Here is an 18,780-nt window from a genome sequence, read left to right as displayed (position 1 = left end):
GAAGCATGGATACAAAAAGACCGCCCAAGCGGCGGCCTCGGAATAGATGGTATTATCCGGCCGCCTTATTTCGGGGCCAGCCACCAGAGTGTCGAAAGGAGCATCAGGTTATCCATGCCGACAGCGGTATTGCCGGAAACGAATGCCGTCAAGCTGACACTGTGGGTGATTCAACCGCAGATCGCTTCACATAACACCCGTTCAGCGACGTTCGTGGTTCGTGATCCGGCGCGGGTTGGAGGCCTTCACGAAGAAAAAAAGGTGGCCCGCAGTATTGTGTCATGGTTTCGATGCTTGTGTAGCTGAAATCTCTGAAGCCGATTTTGTTACACTGAAGTGTGGCAGACAAGCTTACCTGTCTCCAACTGACCTTCACTCATATCCTCTCTCGGGCACCAGATAGAAAAGCCATGCTCATGTTCTCTCAGAATGCCCAGAGCATCATCAGATCGGAAAGTGATCAAACAATCCATACCGCGTAGTTCAACAGGATGCGTTGACGGGGGCAATGCGCGTCCAAACAGACGATGGAATCTGTATCCCGTGAGGACATCGGACAGAACACACTGTAGATATGAAGGTATATCTGCGAGGTCGTCCTTTTCGAAACCACCTTTCCTATTTTTAACGCGCACACGCAGTTGCTGAGAAATAAACGTGTCCCGGCTTGGTGCAAGCGCCCATTTTATCGAAAATTCACCAAGTTGTTCAGCAAATGCTCTCCGCTTCTCGAGGATGCTCTTCAGTTCACCCTGGTCGATTGGAGTATCAGGTGGCATCGCCTCTGCTTTCGCCACAAATTTATCGAAAGCTTCAAAAAACCCAGGGCCAAACCTTTCCATTGCCGCATAATGCTGTGCCAACTGCTCGTCATGACGTTTCAGGGGAGGCGAGTTTTCATCACGTTGTGACATCTTCTCGTTAAACTCCTGCCGCGACTTGTCGTCGTAAGTGCGGTTGTAAGCAATGCTCTGGGCTTCTCCTGCTGCAATTCCCCAGTTGGTGATCCACTCTTCTGCGGGTGGGTCGATAAATGCGCGGTCCTCGCCAGTGTCCATCTCGTAATGCAAATTGAGCGCCCAACGCGGGAACGTCTTTCCAAGACCGAAGAACCCGGCATCATCCAGATCTGGAAGGTCCTCTGGGACTTGCCTTGGTTGCGCTTTCTGCATCTGCTCCTCGGTCAGTTGAACAACACGATAGCTACCCGCATCCTGGCGCAGGAAAGACACAAACAGAAGCAGCGCCCCACTGTCTTTCAATTTGACAGGCTTTGGTTCCGACAAAGCATCAAGGTCGACCTGAAGAACAAAGTGCATCGGTCTCCCGTCAGGATCGCGCGGCCATGCGTGATCAACTGGCAAAAGCGGCAGGCCACCGAACCAGGATGTTGCGGTTTGGTCTGCCTCAAACGGTGAGCGGAGGTGCAAAAACCAAGCGGGCAGTTCCGCGGCGCGATCAGCCTCACCATCCATTGCAAGGAGTTCGCTGTTTCGGATTTCATCGTCCTTGGTGTTCCAGACGGTTTCCTTCTCGGGTGTCGTGTTCTGCTTTGTTTTCTCTGGCCAGTTCTTGATAAGAAGACCGACAAAACAAAGGGCTATGAAAAAGAAAAGGCACAGAACGCCTTGCGCCAACGAAATTTCACGTAGCTGGATGCCAATGGCGGCAATTGCCACAAACATGAAGGCTGCCGCGAAGAAAAAGGTGCTTATTATCTTTTGCATGGGCGGATCGTTCAATCGAAGCTTTCAATTGACCCACATCTAAACTTGAATTTTAGCAACCTAAAGCAGAATAGTACGCGACCAAAATTCGACCTTCTGTCTGTAGCCAACGTCGGAATTAAAAGGGCTCCGGCGCAACTGGCGCCGGGGCCTTTCTTGGGTCCCACCAAACGGAATGCGTCACCAGGAGACCCGCCTTTTATACCCGTCAACCGGAAAACGTGGTCAGGCCGCCGCGTAGTGCCTAAACACTTCCGTAGTGCCATCCTTGCGGATCAGGAAAACCGAATAGGCCTCTCGTTCACTCTCCGGTCCCATGCCGGGTGAGCCAAAGGGCATACCGGGAACGGACAGCCCCACCGCATCGGGGCGCTCGGCCAGAAGACGCCGGATATCGGTTGGCGGCACATGGCCCTCGATGATGTAGCCCTCGACCAGGCCGGTGTGACAGGAGGCCATCTCCTCCGGGACACCCTTTGTGGCTTTATATTGAGACAAGGTCTCCCAGGAGGCGTTCTGCACCTCCATCTCGAACCCGTCGCGCTGCATGATGTCGATCCAGGCACCGCAACACCCGCAGTTCGGGTCCTTGAGGACCTCTACCCGCGGTTTGGCGGTTGCAAAGGCTGGCGTGGCCAGAGCGATGCCGGAGGCACCGAGGCCAGCCAGAAAGAGGCGGCGGTCGAGTGTCGAGGTGGTCATGTCATTTCCTTTCCGTTTTCGCGCCCGCGGTTTGACGTGTTTCTTGTGACCGAAACCGCGGGCAAGTGTCATGATATGTGTCAAGCGGGTGGTCATGAGCCGCCCTGCATTTGTTCGCTTTCGGTGCGCACCGCTTGCATCTCGCGGATGCGCTCAGGCCAGGTGGACTTGATATAAGCAAGGATGTCCCAAATCTGCTGATCGCTCAGACTGTCGCCAAATCCCGGCATGCCGCTGGCAAAGCCGGACACGCCGCGGGTTTGCAGCGCTGCTGCACCACCCTGTTTGGTGTAGTCAAACAGCAGCGCATCCCCGTGATGCCAGGTATGGCCGGTCTCGTCATGAGGCGGAGCAGGAAGGGTGCCATCCTCATTTGGGGCACGCCAGTTGGGCTGTCCTTCCAGTTCAGCGCCATGGCAGGAGGCGCAGAATTCGGCATAATGCACCGCGCCCTCCTCAACATCGGACTCTTTCGGTAGCACTGGCGGCCCCGCCTGCGTGCCTGACGACGCGAGCCAGGCGACCGCAGCACCGGTGACGACAATCCCGGCCAAGGCAAATGCAAAGATGGTTCCAGTTTTCATTGCCTCATCCCCCTTCATGTTCGTCCATCAGGTAGGTCGCGATAGCCATCCGGTCGGCCTCAGTCAGGAAACTTGTGCCGTAAAGCACGACCTCGCCCATGGAGCCGCCAAAGGCGTCCCCTTCGGGTGTGATGCCGGTGCGCAGGGCATAGGCCAGGCTGGCCACGTCCCATCCCTTGTCAGCCAATGTCACATGATCGATAGCCGGTGCTTTCTCACCGCCGGGCAGCGCATCGCTCCCCAGGAAGTGCTCTGTGTCCGACTTGCGCGCGCCAGCGAGGTTACGCGCCGTATGGCAGGCCGCGCAATGGCTGGCGCCTTCGACCAGTTCGCGACCGCGGTTCCATACCGCGTCCTTACCCGCCACCGGTCCTGTCCTCGGCGGCTCCAGAAAAGCGACGCGCCAGAGTTTCAGCGCCCAGCGCTGGTTGAACGGAAAGCTCATCTCGGGCGGACGCGATGGTTCGGCGACCGGTGGAACTGTTCGGAAAGCCGTCCAGAGATCGGCAATCTCCTGATCCGAGAAGTTGGCATAGAAAGGATAGGGGAAGGCCGGGTAGTAGGCGTGCCCTTCGGGCGAAACCCCCTCGCGGACGGCGCGGGCGAACTGTGCACGGCTCCAGCCTCCGATCCCGTGGTCCGGGTCGGTGGTGAGGTTCGGCGAATACTGCGTGCCAAACGGGGTTTCCAACGCCATGCCACCCGCCAGTGGCGCTCCGCCTTTCGCGAAATCGGTGTGGCACGCGATGCAGCCGGAGGCGCGGGCCAAATAGGCACCGCGGTCGACATCCCCCTCCAGGGTGATGGGCGCGAGAGGCTGGCCGATCGGCCAGGCCATCAGGCCGGCAAGGCTAACCGCGGCGATAACGGCGCCAGCCAGCCCCAGACGATAGAACATACGCATCGTCCTGGCCTATTTCTCGACCCGAAAGCGTGTATGGCAGGCCGAGCAGACCTGCCCCATCATGGCGAAAACCCCGTCGGCCGGCATCTGCGACAGGTCCATCGTGTCGAATTCAGCGGCGCCACCCATCATGCCACCCCCCATCATGGAGCCACCTGTCATTGTGCCGCCCTGACCGCCCATCATATCGCCGACTGCTGGCGCTTCGCGCGCCATCATCAACCCGTTTTCGGAAGCTTCCGCCAATCCGTCTGCCATCACACGCAGCTGATCGGCCAAGGCCGAAAACGCCTCCCAGTCCTGCCAAATCTCTGGCTTCGCCTCGGATGGCGCATCAAGACTGCCTTCGGGGAACAATTTTGTCAGCGCCTCGCCCGCATGGCGGCTGACATCCTCCGACCGTTCGCGCACCACAGCGGCATCATAATCGACCTGCCCCCGCATCATCGGGGTCAGCACTTTCATCGCATCTTTCATCACGCCCATGCTATCCATGCGTTCTTTGACAACGCCGGTGGCTCCGCCATGCGCAAACACCGATTGGCTTGCCACAGCCAGAACGGACGCAACCACCGCGCCCAGCAACAGTTTTTCAGTTTTCATCGGATTTCCCTGTCTGAGTTATCTCATCACGCCAAAGGACGTGTGCGGATACGGATCAGATCAGGGCTTTGGGTGGGGGCGGATCAAAATTCGAAACAACCGGGATACCCTTCGTCGCGCGCGGCAGTCCATACCGTTCACTGCATCCCAATAAATCCGCGTTCAGATTTGACAGTTGGACAATCGCAGGTCCACTGCAAAACGCCCCCCCGTGACAATGGCCCTGATGGTCCTTTGCGGAATGTTCAGCGTGCGTTTGAACTTCGACGGACACCAAGGAGGGCTCATGTTTTCCATGGGCCTCAGCAACACCGCCGGACAAAAGCAGAGCAGCGATGAACACGCCGGCCGCGACGAGCATCAGCCCGATCCATCTGCGACTGTCCAAAAGCACCGCTCAGCTCATCCCGTTGTCTTGTTCCAATTCTCTCACCGAGGCGATGATGTTCTCAACGTCCGCGCAGGTCAAGCCTTCGACCAGCGACAACTCGCCAAACCGCCAATGACGCGCGTTCACGCGCTTCTATTCCCTTGCGTTGAGCCCGAGACCGGCAATGATATCTGCACCGACAACTTCCATTCGGCGGCCCGTCATGATCAACGCCCGGAATACCGCCGGCAAGACGTTTTATAGCGCTCTACCTCACTCTCGGACGGCAGATCGCCGGACGGTGCCTCAAGCCGATCGATCTGTTCGACGGAGAGTCCCGAGACATCCGTCAGCGCGTCTTTCGTGAGCCCCGCCAGCTTTCTCAGTTTCAAGAGCTCCAGGGCAAGGTCCGTCTTCTTCTGATTTTGCGCGAGAAACTCTTTGAGCTCTGGCCTCTCCTCCAGGATAGCTTGCTTCAGTTCCTCGACGCTCATACTGCTTCCTTTCCCAACCGACCCCTCCAAATCGATGCCATGCTACCAAAAAATTGCCTGTCCGGGCACCCTTTGCAGCGTCATCGCCAAACCTGGCAGACAAGGGATACGCGTAAAGCCGGTCAATCCCGCCAATCGCATGTTGACACATCCGGGCCGGAACCGTCCAAATGCAGCGAAAATTCGGAAGCGCCGATCATGTCGAAACAAAGCAAGACTCTTTCAAGGATCCTGCGTCACGAGCCTGAACTCGTCGGGCTGACCCTTATGCCGGGCGGCTGGGCGCGTATTGACGATCTTTTGCGAGGGATGAAACGCATCAGTCAGCCGCTGAATGTCGCAGAGTTGCGCAAAATCGTCGAGGAAAACGATAAAAGGCGGTTCACAATCTCGGACGATGGGACACTCATTCGCGCGGCTCAGGGACACTCGGTCGATGTTGACTTGGGTCTCGAAGCCTTAGCGCCGCCGAAAACCCTGTATCATGGCACTGCCAGATCAAATCTCGACAGCATATTCAGCGAAGGTCTGAAACCAGGCAGGCGGCAACAGGTCCACCTTTCTCCTGATCCTGAAACCGCTGAAAAGGTAGGGCAACGGCACGGAAAACCGACCGTCCTTCGGATAGAAACTGGCAGTATGCATCGGGACGGTTATGCGTTCTATCGGGCAGACAATGCGGTTTGGTTGACGGATTTCGTCCCTGCGCAATACCTGGGTTTCTAATCCGACCGCGATACTTGCAAAACGGACGGGCACCTGAACCCAGCGGGCTTACTGAACGAACATGGCGATCGAGGGCAACGGTCGTGAGCAAACCGTCTTTGAAACAGCGGTTCGAACGTTTGGGTCCCGTCAGGGAAATCGACCGGGTGCCGGCTGGTTCGCCAGAATACGTTGCGCTGATCCGGGAGCAGGACAGTGAAGTGAAAATGCCGTCGGCCGTGATAGCTTTGGCACGGTGGGGTGTCCCCATGCTCATGGCAAAGCGTTGCCTGGTGGGTTTCTTGAAAGATGGTCAGGCCGCCATTCATCTGCCGACAGTGGAAGACCGAGGAGCACTGCAGGCAAATCTTGAGAAGGCTGGTATCGGCGTGCGATTCTTAACAGCAGATGCTTATGGGCATCGCGAACGATTATGGGCGATCCTAAAAACTATAGGTACGCTCACAACGCTGCATTTCCGACGTTGATTTTATTAAAGAAAATCTTGGCAATTCGCCCATAATTCTGCGCGGTATTTGCGCAAAACTTTGCACGATTTGCCCATAAGTTTGCATGCTACAGAGAACCCGTCGAACAAACAGGCTCTTAGGCTTAACTGCGGTGCCCAAATGCAACTTACTCCCAATAACTAGCAGACGAGCGCCAGGCGTTGGCTTCGCTATCCCAAACACTGGCGCTGACGCATGGCGTCGGATTTATTTCGTCGCAATAGGAGCCATTTATATCTGCGACAACAACGCGTCGACGACCAAAATCAACGACTGTCCAGCCTTGGTTGAGCAAGGAGTGCACCTCTTCGCCAACCCAAAAGTGCGACATGCATCCGCCAGTTCCGCAGTAAAGAGATGCGGCGCTCGAACACGCAAAACCAGACTCATTCAAAACCCATTCGCGTTGTAGATCTCCGTCGAGATCGACCCTTTCAACCGCGCCCCAGGCTATGTCAAACTGACCGTCGTTGAACTCCGCGCAGGCTCGTGCCGCCAGATCAACCTTCGTCTGCAAACCGGGCGGAAGTTGCGAAACATCAGCCGCGACAGCTGGTGGGGTCCAAACAAGGCCCGAAGCAAGCATAATCCCGGCGACCGAACATTTCATCTGACGCGCTTTTTGGAAAGCTGGTTGGAAGGAGGTATCAGTTGCACTGATCATACCTGTAGTCCCCGTATTCCAGCCAGTTTACCGAGCCTTCGCTAAAAATCAGAAACTCGGACCTGTCTTCCCCAAGCAGGGCGACGACAAATCCGGCCGGCGGCTCAGAGTTTCCGAAGTAGCTGTAGGCCGTCATGGCTCTGATCGACTCGCCGTTAACCGTTACTCTTGCGTCCCACTCTCCCTCCGGTTTTTCCAAAATTACAGGTTCGATCACGCGCTCTATCGCCCCGCCACCACAATAGACGATGCCTTCGGGCGCTTCGTAGGAAGCACCCTGGCTAGTATCTGAAGCGCAGGCGGAACGAAGGGATCGAATTGCCGCGCCGGAACCTTTCAAGTCAAAGATTCCATAGCTGATATCTTGATCAACCATCGACAGGTTTACCGATGCATTGGCCGAGAGCTGGTCTAGTACAAAACCATAGTCCTGCTGACTATTGAAACTGACCTCGACGGGATAATTGTCGACGATCTGCAAGGAAGCGTTTTCTGCGCCAACCTGAAATGCCCCAACTTCGGTGGTGCCGTTCTTCAAGAAACGAATGGAGAGCCCCTGCTTGTCCACAATGTCCTGGCTGTCCTCATATCCAGCCGGAGCAAAGCGCATACGTTTACACTGAAGTTCCAGCGTCATGTTTCCGGTTTGATTAAATGCATTGGGATTAGGCCCGGAGTTGAACGACCATTCCGCCGATGCTGTAGTTGCCATTGCCATCATTAGCGTTCCAATGGAAATCGTCTTGAAACTCATTTTTTCTCTCCATGGAGTTACGGTTCGCACTGTCGTTCAGCGGAGATTCCAACCAATTGCCCGGACAGCCAGGTCAAGAAACAGGTTCGCCGTATTCGTTTGCGCCTTCTTGGGAAGGTCGTGTCAGCCACCAGATCATCAGGACAGACAGAACCAATTGAAGAATTGAGACAACAACAATACCGGTTACGCCCAAGACTGCCGCGGGTCCTCGTAATGCATCGGGGTTTTCGGTCCCTTGCTCCAATACCGAGAAGAACGCCACCCCACCCAGCATAACAAAAAGCGTTGTAATGCTGAGCGCCATCGGCAGCAGCAAATACCAGCCAGGTCGTCCTGTATCATGCAGCCTCCGCCAACCGGCGGCCAGCATGGGTATGACAACGGCCAGTTGGAAAACAGAGGACAGAACCCGAGATCCCTGCCCTGTTTCGGGGTTGGTCCCGAATATGATCGTATCCAGCACAGCTAAAGCAGCGCTCGCGACAACCACAAACAAGAAGAACCACCAGTATTCTGAGCGTAAAGCCCGACCGGAGAACTGGAAGTATTTCGAGAAACACGTTTTAACTGCTTCGCCAAATCCCATATTTCACTCCATTCTTTCTTTGCGGCCTCAAATCGCTTCGCCGTTCAGGGGAACACACTCGCCCCTAAGGATGCTCCCTCTTACCTTTTTGTTTGAGCGCAGAGGCCTATCGTACGAGAGCGTAGAGAAATTTACGCGCGGAAAAAATATTGATTTATTAGAAATTAGATTCAAACATGCGAATTCGACACAACTTTATTTTACCTCCGTTATTGTCGTTGCTGCTCGCTGTGCCGAGCCCTTCCGACTGCTGGAGTGAGTGCTGGCGGTCGGAAGGCACTTTACAATGATTGAGCGCTGGGAGGACGCGATGCTCAGACTAAACGTACTCGCCCTCTGTCCAGAGTTTGCTCTAGCATTTGCTAGTGACGTCATTCGGCCTTCACACGTTATTGTCGGCCCCGATAGTCAACGACAAATCGTTCCGCCGACCAAGCCCCCCGCGGCAAGTTTTGGGAATGGTAGTCACAGGATCAAGGTATGTTCAATTGGCTGCCCAGAAACGAGAGCTTCAAACAAGCGCATCCAATTTGATTAATTTCAGCGAACCCAGAGGGAGAAGAAAATGACCAACAAGATGGTGATGGTTGCGGGCGCAACTTGTTTCGCACTGCTTGCGGCCTGCGACGATACGAGTACATCCAGTGCGTCCGCCGAACTCACACCCGCTCAGCAGGCGTGTTTGCGAGATGTAGCCAACACAACGAACAATTCGCAAGTCGTGGTGCTCTCATCCGCGTTTAGCGAGGCGGGAACACAAGTCACTGTAGGCGTTGGTGAGGATCGTGCTCCTTGGAATTGTATTGCCTACAGTGATGGAGCAACAGCTGGTATCGAGTTCCTGGGCGACGAAGGCGCATTGTGACCTGTCTTCTGCGTAGCCGAAACGGCTGCGCAGCACTGGCTCGCTCTTCGGATAGTTCGACTTGGTTTGTAGAACCACCATCATCGTATTCGCTATCCTGTACCTGTTGGCGTTGGTTGCGTTCTTAACGGGCACATTTGGCTGGTTGGGGCAGGAACGAGACCCTTTGTCCGGGGTGTTCCTTCTGCCGTTGGGACTACCTTGGATACTTGTAACGGACTTGATCTCGGAGTCGGCCAAACCGTGGTTCGCGGCGATTGCACCGGTTCTCAACCTGTTAGCATTGGTCTTGATTTGCAGATGGGGACGCGGATTGCGCCAGTAGTGGTGGCTGAACTCTTTCTCACCAAAAGGGAGGAAAACATGGGAAAAGTGATCTTGGGAACGCACCAGTGCCAAAAAAAATGATAGGGTCAGGGCAACAAGGCCCAAAGCTACAATCCCCTTCATGATACTCACTCCTTTAGATGAGCTTCATGTGGGAGTTGTCTTTTGCTGAGTGTATTTTGCTTTGGCTAAGTTTTTTAACTGAAGACTGCCTGTGGAGTTGCCTCTTCGGAACGCCGTACGCTGCAAACGTTCGCTAAGAAAAGACAGGTTCAGCACCCAAAATGAAGGAACTGCACATCCGCGTTCAGGCATTGGCACAACTCGATCTCAAGCGGTGTCAAGCAGACCTATCTGAATATCACAGCCCTTTCTTGGGAGGCCTTCAGAAGAAACCAATCTCACTGACATCTACACGGGCCTCGTGATCGCGCCCGTAGGCTACAACTCCAACTGAAGTGATTTTGTCAGCATCGGGAATAGCGCGCAACATGGCACCTGAAGCCTTGAAGCCTGACAGAGGTAGATAGACTTCGGTCCATTCGTCAGAAGTTGCGAACTCGGCCTGATAGTATTGCCACGGTAGCACCGTGCCACGTGTTCGAAGGTGAACGAAGTATTGCTCACCGTTCCCCCGCACCAGCAGCCTGACGCCTGATACACTTGCATCTGGCCCGCCCGGCAACTTGCGTCGGAACTGGATGAAGCCGCCGTTGTTTTCTGTGCTGACGGTTCCGGTCAACCGAGCGAATGCATCATCACCTTCCGAACGAAACTGCACCTCCCCTGAAGAAACTCCTCCCATGACGGCGTCGGCAACGTAGTCCCAACGCGTCTCCGGAGACTTGGAGAAGTCTTCTGCAAGATTTTCATCAGCCTGTGCCATTGTAGATCCGATGATTACAAGACCTGAAACAAGCCGAGCGAAGTTTCCAAACATTGCGTTCTTTCTCAGTTCAATATCGCGATAGAAAGGTTCAAGGCCGTGGCAAAAGCCACCCACGCCAAGTAAGGCAAGAAGGCCAGTGCTGAGACTCGATCAGTGTACCGGACCTCCGCGATGAACAAGACAATCACAATCAGCAACGCGACAATGACCACAAGGGCAAACCACGGCAGCTGCATTACGAAAAAGGTTGGGGACCACAAAAAGTTCAGACCCATCTGCGCCTTCCACAGCTTCATGGCGGTCGAGCTTCGGTCTGTTTCGAACTGACGCCAACCTACCATGGCGATCAAGACATAAAGCACCGTCCAGACCGGGCCAAAAATCAAATTTGGTGGATTGAAAGCCGGTTTAGATAGCTGCGCATACCAATCACCGGGTGCGGTCAGTGTCCCGATCAGGATGCCGCCTCCCAATACGAGCGCAAGAAAAGCTATGCGGATCAACCAATTCGACATTGTAGGATAGCTTTCAGCAGTCCTTGGTTGTCACTTTAACAAGTGCTTCGGAAGAGAAGGTCGCCGTACTGGTCTCATCCGCATCGGTATATGATACAGTGGCCCCTTCGATCTCCGATCCCGTTACGGTGATTTCGCGTTGCCCGATAGTGTCATCTACATCGATGTTAAAGGCGAGTTTGTCCCCGGCTGCGAGGGAGGCGATCTCAAGTTCTATTGAATTTTGCCCGTCCACGACCGAAGGAAATTGACGCAGAGCATCCGCACCCTCAACGAATTCGAGAGGTTGGAATACCTCCACGCCGGCACCCTTTTCGGTAACGTCGAAAATCAGACGTCCAGCAGATTGCGAAAAGTCAATTTTGAGGGTCGAGGCTTGTACTTCGCAAGCTCCGACATTTGTCAGAACAAAACGGTCCTTGGGTGCGCCTTCTACGAAGCGAATTTGAACACCAGCTTGAAGCGAAGTGGCTGCAAATAATCCAAGAGTCGCCGCTAAAATACTCTTCGGGAGCATATTTATCTCCTTCCTAATGGGTTCTTGATAGATACGCTACGGCGGGTTTCTTGGATCAGACTTATGCCCTTTGACTTTCGTGGTTTACCCGACAGGACCTTTCGAAATTCCATGTACCGCTATCAGAACGGCTAAGTCAAAACATGCCGTTTTCATTCTCGCTGTTTGCCGGAACCTCCTGAAGAACGTCCCAGTGCTCGACAATCTTCCCATCGACATCCAGGCGAAAAATATCGATCCCTGCGTACTCGAGACCATCGGGCCAGATTTGGTGGCAATGCAGAACAACGTGGTCGTATTCAGCAAACGCACGTTTGATATCCACACGCTTTCCCGGATATTCGGCGGCCATCCGTTCGAAATATTCGACAAAGGCTTGCTTGCCGTCGCCAACATGTGGGTTGTGCTGCGTATAGGTTTCACCAACAAAGGTCGCTATGGCTTCCGCAGGCCGACACTCATTGAACATCATTTCGTAGAAAGCAATGACATTTTTTTTGTTGGTTTCGAGGTCCAGGATGCTGATCTCCAATTCGACGTTTGTACCGCCCAAAAATGTCGGTCCGCGTAATTCTTGGAAGCAACCCGGTAGTGATCTCGATCACTAATCGGCAAGAATTTACGAGCTTAGTTTTGCGTTCCGACTATTTCGAGTGTTTGTCCCTTACTCGATTTCTTCAAAGTCTATGTGAATGTGATTTCCATCAGGATCGGCCACATGGATTTGGACCATTCGAGCCCCTGGGACGTCAGTTTTGCGATACTGGATCTGACTCGAGATCAGCTTTTCCTCGAATGCGCCCAACCCAGTGGCTGAGAGCGCAAAATGCTCGAGCTTGAGCTTCACCTCGGAGCCGACATTGGGCGTTCCTTCATGACCCACAAGGTGGACCACCGCGTGATAACCCGCATACAACCATGCTCCGGGGAACGGAAAATCGGGGCGGGCCCCAGGTTTCAAACCCAGGACCTCTTCGTACCAAGTAACCATCTCTGGCAACCTAGTCGTCACGATATTCACATGATCCAGCCGCTCAATTCTCATCTAGAATCCCTCAAGCACGAGCTTTCCTTTGGCCTTGCCACTTTTAAGGATAGCATGCGCTTTCATTAAGTTTGCAGCATTGATTGTACCAAGTGTATCGGTCGCTGTGGATATGATCTTTCCATCGTCTATCAACCCGGCGACCTGATTCAGGATTTCGCTTTGGCGATTTATATCTCCAGTTCCAAAAAGCGACCGAGTGTAGACGACGCTACCGTTGCTATTGCTCAATTGCTGTGCCTGGTCCCCGAAGACTCGATTACCGGGATTCACGAGCGGGCCAACTACGCAGATTCTCCAGAGACGCAACGCTATTTCGAGGGGTTGCGCTTGGCCGGCCTGCCCGAGTGACAGGTTGAGGGTCAGAAATCATTTCAAAGGCAACGGCGGTTCTTGGAGTAGTTCTGACGCAGACCACAGTAAGCGATATTTTCCGAGGAATGGCTCAACTATTTGGGAAACAGAAAGGTAGCCACAAGTCTCGCGCCCCAACCTTTTGGCCCGGTATCAGGGCCGTCGGCCCAGTAGCGTATTCCTCCGCCTACGCTGATAAGCTGATCTCCAATCTGGGTAACCCTGGTGACAACGCCGTTGATTGGCACAGACCATTGATCGTTTTCCCAGTCGTAGGTGGACTCGGTGTTTAATGTAAACGTCCACGCATTCGAATTTGTGTAGGAAATAAATGGCTGTAAGAACGTCTGGTTGATGTCAGTATCACCATCAATGTCCCAGATGTGATTTGTCAGGCCACCATATGTCCACGGACCCTGCTGTTTGAGTGCCACGCCGGTAACTCCAGCACCCCACTCTCCGAGACCTAAGCTGTTATCTGTCGACGTCGGCAGCAGAAAAACGGGTCCAGCCCCCCAGATCCAACCGCCCGAACTTGGTTTTTTGGGCGAAAGAAATAAGCTTTGAACAGTATCTCCTAGCCCAGTCTCAGATCCAGAACCCGGTAGGCCACCATCTATGGAGGCAATTGGAAGAATTGTTCGGGATATGAGGTTCCAATCGTCCGCAAGATCAAATGGAACAACCGGTTGCACGTTTAATATCCAACGCGAACCATTTCTGTCGGCACCCAAATTCTGATCATAGTTCAGCTGGAATGGCACACTAATGAGAGCGGCCACTGGGTTAGCAAGTTGCTTTGCTAGTTCTTCTTCCTGGGACTCTGCCCACGCAGTACAAGAAAGGGCACCAATCCCGGCAAGTATGGAGCAGCATAGCAACCTTAGGTTCATAGGCGGTCTCCTTTCAGCCGGCCGTTTTCTCATGGGTAGCTTGCACTTGAGATCGCCAGGTTGGCAATGACGTCAATGGCTCACTCACAGTCCGCCGCCGCCGAACTGGATGAAATTATCCAGCACGGTTCACTTATAGCCAAAATACTTGATCGAACCTGGCTTTCAGACTGTCTCCATAAGCGTGTCCGAAAGCACATCCTCTGAGAGCGCCCCCGGTGCGCCTATAGCGACAAGCCTTGTTTCGGGTTTGCGGTCACCCCAAGCACCATCCCGTGCGATGTCCATACGTTTTCCAACCACTTGAACAAGAATGCGATGATCTGGATCCTCCTCGCTAAAAACAAAACCCTTGAGACGATAAACGTCGCCCGGAAGCTTCCGAATTGCACTCCGGAGGGAAGACAGGCTTATTGGGCGTTCAGCTTTCATCATAGTTGTTGAGAAGCTGTCTGAGTGATCAGAGTGATGACAACCACAATTTGGTCCATGTTCATGGTGATCAGGTATTTCCGTTTCGAGTTGTTCGGCGGCAAAGCGACCAACAGAAAGAAGTATGTCGAGTGGGACGTCTGCGTTTACAGCTTCGACCAGACGATATCGACGGAAGCGAGACCCGAGCCAATCGTGCACCTTCTGAATTGTGGCCCTGTCGACAAGATCAACCTTGTTCAGAATTACCATGTCCGAAAATGCAATTTGACGGAGCTTAAGTTCCATTTGTTCCGGCGCGGCAAATAACTGTTCCGCATCGACAAGACACATGAGGCTGTCTAAGCGGATCATGTCCCGGAACCGTTGATCCGTGAACGTCATCGCGATTGACGATGGGTCCGACACACCACTTGCTTCAAGGACGATGTATTCCGGTTTCTCAGGTCGGGCGAGAACGGCTTCCACCGTTTCGATCAAGTCATCTCGTATCGAGCAGCACACGCAACCATTCGCGAGGCTCATAACGTCATCTTCGAGGCCAACCACCAGGTCGGCGTCTACGTTTATGGATCCAAAGTCATTTACAAGAACCGCAACCCGCAACCCGTGATTGCCAGTGAGGATGCGGTTCAGAAGCGTTGTCTTACCGGCGCCTAAAAAACCGGTAAGGATCGTTACGGGGATCGCAGAAGTCGAACCAAATTCAATCATTGTTCGATCTCCTCTCAGTCTTCATCACGCGGGCCGATTACATCCGAAACTTTGATGGTAAAGTCCTGCGGCCAGTCTCCGCCGGGTGCTCGGAAAACGTCAGTTGGGTAATACTCGCGTGGATCGATCTCCATATCTCGATACTTCTGGTCTTGCTGATCTGCGCGGGTGAGCCTTGGGTTCGGCAAAGTAACTTCCTCTGGAAGCTCGATGCGCCCAGCCTCTGCTGCTGCAGCCAGTTCACGGAATGGCGGGACAGTGCCAGACTTTCCGGGCAATGCGGCTTTCCTGTACCAAATCGCATCCTTAGTTACGTTGACGACGGCCACATCGAGACCCCATTGGAACAGACCGTCGTAGTGGGCGCGAATACCCGCCAGCATTTCAGCGTCGATGTCTTCGTCTTGTGTGTAGTGTGTCACCATTCCCAAACGCGGCCTTGCGTCAGCAAAGAGCTTACCCACTGCATAGTGAGAGGTGTGATGCGTATCGATTGTGTAATTGAACAATTCCTGTGGGATACCGTATTTATAGGTCATCAACTGACCAATATCCTGTCCCGACATTTCGGTTACAAAGACATCAACACCTTCGCCGTATTTCCGTGATAGTTCATCCGGGCGACCATCGCCTGTCCATACAAAGCTCAGACCATTCCAATCGAGCCGATACCCAACTGCCCCGTCCTTGGCATGGCTACGAGGCCAGGATCGAACAGTCACGCCATCTTCGTCATAAACGATGCCGCCTTCCTGACGGAAGTCGAATTCATTGACTTCGATCTCGTAGCCGTCCCCAATCGGAAACACATCAAAGGCCTCCAGATGCCATTTGAGCATCTGTTGCATGCCTTTCACCATTCCGGCTGTGCCAAGTTCGGGTGTCCGACCAGAGGGACCATGGATGCGTAGTGGCGTGTAACCACCCGACCAGGCACGGAATGGGTAAATATAGGGAATATCGGCATAGTGGTCGACATGCAGGTGAGAGATGAAGATGTCGTTGATCAGCTGCCCCGGCACTTGCATGGCAATGATATTGCGTACACAACCGGATCCAAAATCGAAGAAGAACCTTTTTCCGTTACCCAGCTCGACCATAATACAGGTGCCCGCCTGATCTTCGCGCGGCGGATATGGCGTTGAGCCACAGAATGAGATTCGCATCTCATCTGGCCCCAACTCTTCACTGAGTGGAAAATAGTTTGCGTTAGAACCGGTCATGTACTTCGTCGGGCGGAAATACTCTGGCAGAGAGATGCCCCCTGCGGGCCGACCACCGTACGGATTCTTAAGAGATTCACCGAGTGGGCCGTCAACTTGGTGCGCCTCGGCACTTCCTGCCGCAAACCCAGCTGCCCCCGTTGCAGCCGCTCCAGTGGCCAAGCCCTTTAGAACACTCCGCCGCGATGGGTCTTCAATTTGGTCTTTCGTCTGAACCTGTTTGTCGTCCTGGTCTTTTCTATTGTCTTCCTTGGTCATGGATTGGCCCTCAGTTAGAAGTATCTCACAGGTTGCGCTTCAACATCCGGCGAAGCTCGTTGATGAGTTCAGATTTGATGTGGGCCCATTCGGCGCGCTCTGAGGCCATGATCGATGCGTCTTTCGAAAACGTAGATGCTTTCTTCAGGTCTTCGATGACCTCGCCGAGTAGCGCGTCCGTTTCGATGCGCCTCGACAGCACATCGGAAAGTTCTCGAATTTCTTCAATCAGGTCCACCGTCAATGGAAAAATCCCGACGCCCACTATCTATTCTCAAATCAAGATGAGTGCGGTTGACCGCAAAGGCCAAGTGAGTCACCGTGAGTTGGGGGTGAGTTGACATTGAACAAATCCAACGATTTGCTAATAAATCAACATGTTGAACGGCCTTCTCCGGAGCTCATCCGGGAGGCTCTGAGTCGAATTGTATCAAGCGACGGGTTTAAAGCTTCACCCCGACTCACGCAATTTCTCACCTATATCGTCGAAGAATCTCTGTCTGGTCGAAGCGCTCAGATTCGAGGCAAAGCTATCGCTGTTGAGGTCTATGGGCGGCGCATAGACGGTACTGGTGGTCAAAACCTGGTTCGCGTTGAGGCTAGGCGACTGCGTCGTCTTTTGCATCGGTTCTACGAAGATCACTGGGACGGCAATGGAGTTCGCATTTTTGTTGACCCCGGCGGATACAAGCCGCGGTTTTCATACGAACCTACAATCGAAGACCGCACATCAAGTGCACTGAAGGTCGACAATCCAGTTGGCCGTTGGCGTTCGCGGCAACTGCTGCCTGCTGGACTGGTTGTTCTTGCATTAGTCGCTGCGCTTGGCATCTGGATGAGCCAGGATAACAGGGAGGTTGTGCCAACGACTCAATCCATCGAGAAAGCAGAACGTGCAGCACTGGGAGAGCATTCGTTGACAAGACTCCAGGCGGCCAACCTTGCGGACCAAGCCCGAGGCATGTTTTTTCCCGTTTTTGATGTCAAACGTCAGAAAATAGCACTGGGAATGTTCCAGCACGCGATGGAACTCGACCCGGCCCTGTCTGACGGTTATGCCGGATCAGCGCAGGTCCTGGCGATCCTGGCGGTGTTGTCGCCGGATGAAGCACAAAGGGATGATTTTTTCAACCAAGCCTCAGAAATGTCTGGAAAAGCGCTAGAGTTGTCCCCTGCTAATGCGTGGGCAAATGGCGCAAATGGTTGGGTGCTGGCTGTCAAAGACCAGCCAAACGAGGCATTGAAATACGCAAGGATGTCGGTCGAACTAGCGCCGAATGATGGCCATATTCTCGACCTTGCAGGTATCACCGCCATCTTGGCTAACGCCCCGGAACTTGCTGCCGAGGTTAGCAACCCGGAGAGACCCAAATCAGGATCTGGTAGGTTTGGTGCGAGAAACATCTGGGGTGTTTCTCAACTCATGCTCGGGAACTACGAAAATGTTGTTGAAGCCTTTCAGGGCGCACCAGCTGCCGGAGCGCCTGTCAGTGCTCCTTCGCTTTTATTCCAGGCCGTTGCGCACGATCAGTTGAGAAATTCAGAAGAAGCACAACGTCTTGTTACTGAAATGAAAAAGACATGGCCCGAGTTTCCGTCCGAGTTTCTCGCCGACAGGATTTTTCGCAACGACGTCGATACGCGGAAAATAATTCTGGAGACGCTGAGTAGATACTGACGAAACCTATTGCGGCTATTGCCTATTTTAAGTTCAGACATTTGCCACCAGACTTGCGAAAATCGGAACTGATACCAAAAGTAGCGCGAGAATCCAGAATGCCGTCGCCAGTTTCGATGTCCCAGATATGAAACCAATCAACGCTGGCCCCGTACCCTGGGAGCCGGGCTGCCATGGCAAACGTTTTATGAAGCTTCCCACGCTTTCTGCCTGGCAGGTTTACTGATTCCGGGCGCGACCGGGCTTGCTGAATAGACTGCCTACAAGAAAATGCCCCGCAACTGCCGGCGGGGCATCATGACCGAAAACCAACAAGGACTCAAAACGCAGACCGCAGAACTATGGGCGGATACCGCAAAACTATGGGGTATCCGCAGTGCTATGGGGAATCCTACAAAGATGTAGGTACGCGCATAACGCTGCATTCCTATCATTGAGTTTATTCAGAAATATCTGGGTGTCGTC

24 protein-coding genes are annotated in these 18,780 nt (G+C 53.7%); 4 read left to right on the top strand and 20 right to left on the bottom strand.

Translation table 11 applies throughout. From position 1 onward, the window contains the following. Window positions 1-326: 326 nt before the first annotated feature. The 6 genes from ACR0AA_RS18640 to ACR0AA_RS18615 all read right to left on the bottom strand — a co-directional run bounded on the left by ACR0AA_RS18640 (window position 327) and on the right by ACR0AA_RS18615 (window position 5,384). Entirely contained in the window at window positions 327-1,727 is a 1,401-nt protein-coding gene (locus ACR0AA_RS18640; protein ID WP_480756678.1) for a DUF1963 domain-containing protein, read from the bottom strand. A 225-nt stretch (window positions 1,728-1,952) separates the two neighbouring features. Next, window positions 1,953-2,429, bottom strand: a complete 477-nt coding sequence (locus tag ACR0AA_RS18635; RefSeq protein WP_480666295.1) for a DUF411 domain-containing protein — start codon at window positions 2,427-2,429, stop codon at window positions 1,953-1,955. Window positions 2,430-2,521: 92 nt separating this feature from the next. Further along, complete coding sequence (locus ACR0AA_RS18630; RefSeq protein ID WP_480666296.1) at window positions 2,522-3,013, bottom strand: c-type cytochrome; 492 nt, start codon at window positions 3,011-3,013, stop codon at window positions 2,522-2,524. 4 nt (window positions 3,014-3,017) lie between these two features. Continuing rightward, a complete protein-coding gene (locus ACR0AA_RS18625) occupies window positions 3,018-3,917 on the bottom strand; it encodes a c-type cytochrome (protein ID WP_480666297.1) in 900 nt (299 codons plus the stop codon). Between the two features lie 9 nt (window positions 3,918-3,926). Next, entirely contained in the window at window positions 3,927-4,520 is a 594-nt protein-coding gene (locus ACR0AA_RS18620) for a c-type cytochrome (RefSeq protein ID WP_480666298.1), read from the bottom strand. Between the two features lie 597 nt (window positions 4,521-5,117). After that, window positions 5,118-5,384 carry a helix-turn-helix domain-containing protein gene (locus tag ACR0AA_RS18615; RefSeq protein WP_480666299.1) on the bottom strand — a complete coding sequence of 89 codons (267 nt, stop codon included), beginning with the start codon at window positions 5,382-5,384 and terminating at the stop codon, window positions 5,118-5,120. A 198-nt stretch (window positions 5,385-5,582) separates the two neighbouring features. On the opposite strand from ACR0AA_RS18615, the gene ACR0AA_RS18610 reads away from it, so the two are divergent. After that, entirely contained in the window at window positions 5,583-6,110 is a 528-nt protein-coding gene (locus tag ACR0AA_RS18610; RefSeq protein ID WP_480666300.1) for an RNA 2'-phosphotransferase, read from the top strand. 83 nt (window positions 6,111-6,193) lie between these two features. After that, window positions 6,194-6,577 carry a hypothetical protein gene (locus ACR0AA_RS18605; protein ID WP_480666301.1) on the top strand — a complete coding sequence of 128 codons (384 nt, stop codon included), beginning with the start codon at window positions 6,194-6,196 and terminating at the stop codon, window positions 6,575-6,577. Between the two features lie 148 nt (window positions 6,578-6,725). On the opposite strand, the gene ACR0AA_RS18600 is transcribed toward ACR0AA_RS18605, so the two are convergent. The 10 genes from ACR0AA_RS18600 to ACR0AA_RS18555 form a co-directional block, all read right to left on the bottom strand. Further along, window positions 6,726-7,262, bottom strand: coding sequence for a hypothetical protein (locus ACR0AA_RS18600; protein WP_480666302.1), 537 nt, complete (start codon window positions 7,260-7,262; stop codon window positions 6,726-6,728). Then, entirely contained in the window at window positions 7,246-8,016 is a 771-nt protein-coding gene (locus tag ACR0AA_RS18595; RefSeq protein ID WP_480756673.1) for a hypothetical protein, read from the bottom strand. The genes ACR0AA_RS18600 and ACR0AA_RS18595 overlap by 17 nt, the downstream gene beginning before the upstream one ends. 73 nt (window positions 8,017-8,089) lie before the next feature. After that, a complete protein-coding gene (locus tag ACR0AA_RS18590) occupies window positions 8,090-8,605 on the bottom strand; it encodes a DUF805 domain-containing protein (RefSeq protein ID WP_480756648.1) in 516 nt (171 codons plus the stop codon). Between the two features lie 730 nt (window positions 8,606-9,335). Then, window positions 9,336-9,920, bottom strand: a complete 585-nt coding sequence (locus ACR0AA_RS18585) for a hypothetical protein (RefSeq protein ID WP_480756671.1) — start codon at window positions 9,918-9,920, stop codon at window positions 9,336-9,338. Between the two features lie 262 nt (window positions 9,921-10,182). Further along, the gene (locus ACR0AA_RS18580; protein WP_480665988.1) at window positions 10,183-10,683 is read right to left on the bottom strand and encodes a CIA30 family protein; all 501 of its coding nucleotides are present in this window, start codon (window positions 10,681-10,683) and stop codon (window positions 10,183-10,185) included. A gap of 65 nt (window positions 10,684-10,748) precedes the next feature. After that, window positions 10,749-11,201 carry a TspO/MBR family protein gene (locus ACR0AA_RS18575; protein WP_480756669.1) on the bottom strand — a complete coding sequence of 151 codons (453 nt, stop codon included), beginning with the start codon at window positions 11,199-11,201 and terminating at the stop codon, window positions 10,749-10,751. A gap of 13 nt (window positions 11,202-11,214) precedes the next feature. Beyond that, complete coding sequence (locus tag ACR0AA_RS18570) at window positions 11,215-11,718, bottom strand: aggregation factor core (protein ID WP_480665986.1); 504 nt, start codon at window positions 11,716-11,718, stop codon at window positions 11,215-11,217. 136 nt (window positions 11,719-11,854) lie between these two features. Further along, entirely contained in the window at window positions 11,855-12,238 is a 384-nt protein-coding gene (locus ACR0AA_RS18565; protein ID WP_480665990.1) for a nuclear transport factor 2 family protein, read from the bottom strand. Window positions 12,239-12,382: 144 nt separating this feature from the next. Then, entirely contained in the window at window positions 12,383-12,763 is a 381-nt protein-coding gene (locus tag ACR0AA_RS18560) for a VOC family protein (RefSeq protein ID WP_480665985.1), read from the bottom strand. Next, window positions 12,764-12,994 (bottom strand): zinc-binding dehydrogenase, encoded by a 231-nt coding sequence (locus tag ACR0AA_RS18555; protein ID WP_480665984.1) that lies wholly within the window; start codon window positions 12,992-12,994, stop codon window positions 12,764-12,766. On the opposite strand from ACR0AA_RS18555, the gene ACR0AA_RS18550 reads away from it, so the two are divergent. Then, a complete protein-coding gene (locus ACR0AA_RS18550) occupies window positions 12,926-13,114 on the top strand; it encodes a hypothetical protein (RefSeq protein ID WP_480665991.1) in 189 nt (62 codons plus the stop codon). The genes ACR0AA_RS18555 and ACR0AA_RS18550 overlap by 69 nt on opposite strands. A gap of 98 nt (window positions 13,115-13,212) precedes the next feature. Here the strand turns inward: ACR0AA_RS18550 and ACR0AA_RS18545 are convergent, their stop codons facing one another. The 4 genes from ACR0AA_RS18545 to ACR0AA_RS18530 all read right to left on the bottom strand — a co-directional run bounded on the left by ACR0AA_RS18545 (window position 13,213) and on the right by ACR0AA_RS18530 (window position 16,881). Next, window positions 13,213-14,010: a transporter family protein gene (locus tag ACR0AA_RS18545; RefSeq protein ID WP_480756666.1), complete on the bottom strand. Its 798-nt coding sequence runs from the start codon at window positions 14,008-14,010 to the stop codon at window positions 13,213-13,215. Window positions 14,011-14,175: 165 nt separating this feature from the next. Beyond that, window positions 14,176-15,156 (bottom strand): CobW family GTP-binding protein, encoded by a 981-nt coding sequence (locus ACR0AA_RS18540; RefSeq protein ID WP_480665982.1) that lies wholly within the window; start codon window positions 15,154-15,156, stop codon window positions 14,176-14,178. Between the two features lie 14 nt (window positions 15,157-15,170). Then, a complete protein-coding gene (gene gntH, locus ACR0AA_RS18535; RefSeq protein ID WP_480665981.1) occupies window positions 15,171-16,637 on the bottom strand; it encodes a guanitoxin biosynthesis MBL fold metallo-hydrolase GntH in 1,467 nt (488 codons plus the stop codon). Window positions 16,638-16,662: 25 nt separating this feature from the next. Further along, the gene (locus ACR0AA_RS18530; RefSeq protein WP_480756662.1) at window positions 16,663-16,881 is read right to left on the bottom strand and encodes a hypothetical protein; all 219 of its coding nucleotides are present in this window, start codon (window positions 16,879-16,881) and stop codon (window positions 16,663-16,665) included. A gap of 99 nt (window positions 16,882-16,980) precedes the next feature. Between ACR0AA_RS18530 and ACR0AA_RS18525 the strand changes: the two genes are divergently transcribed. Further along, window positions 16,981-18,315, top strand: a complete 1,335-nt coding sequence (locus tag ACR0AA_RS18525) for a tetratricopeptide repeat protein (protein WP_480756660.1) — start codon at window positions 16,981-16,983, stop codon at window positions 18,313-18,315. Window positions 18,316-18,780 lie beyond the last annotated feature (465 nt).

This window comes from Ruegeria sp. CE8 (assembly GCF_056537465.1).
This window is presented reverse-complemented; position numbering and strand designations above follow the sequence as displayed.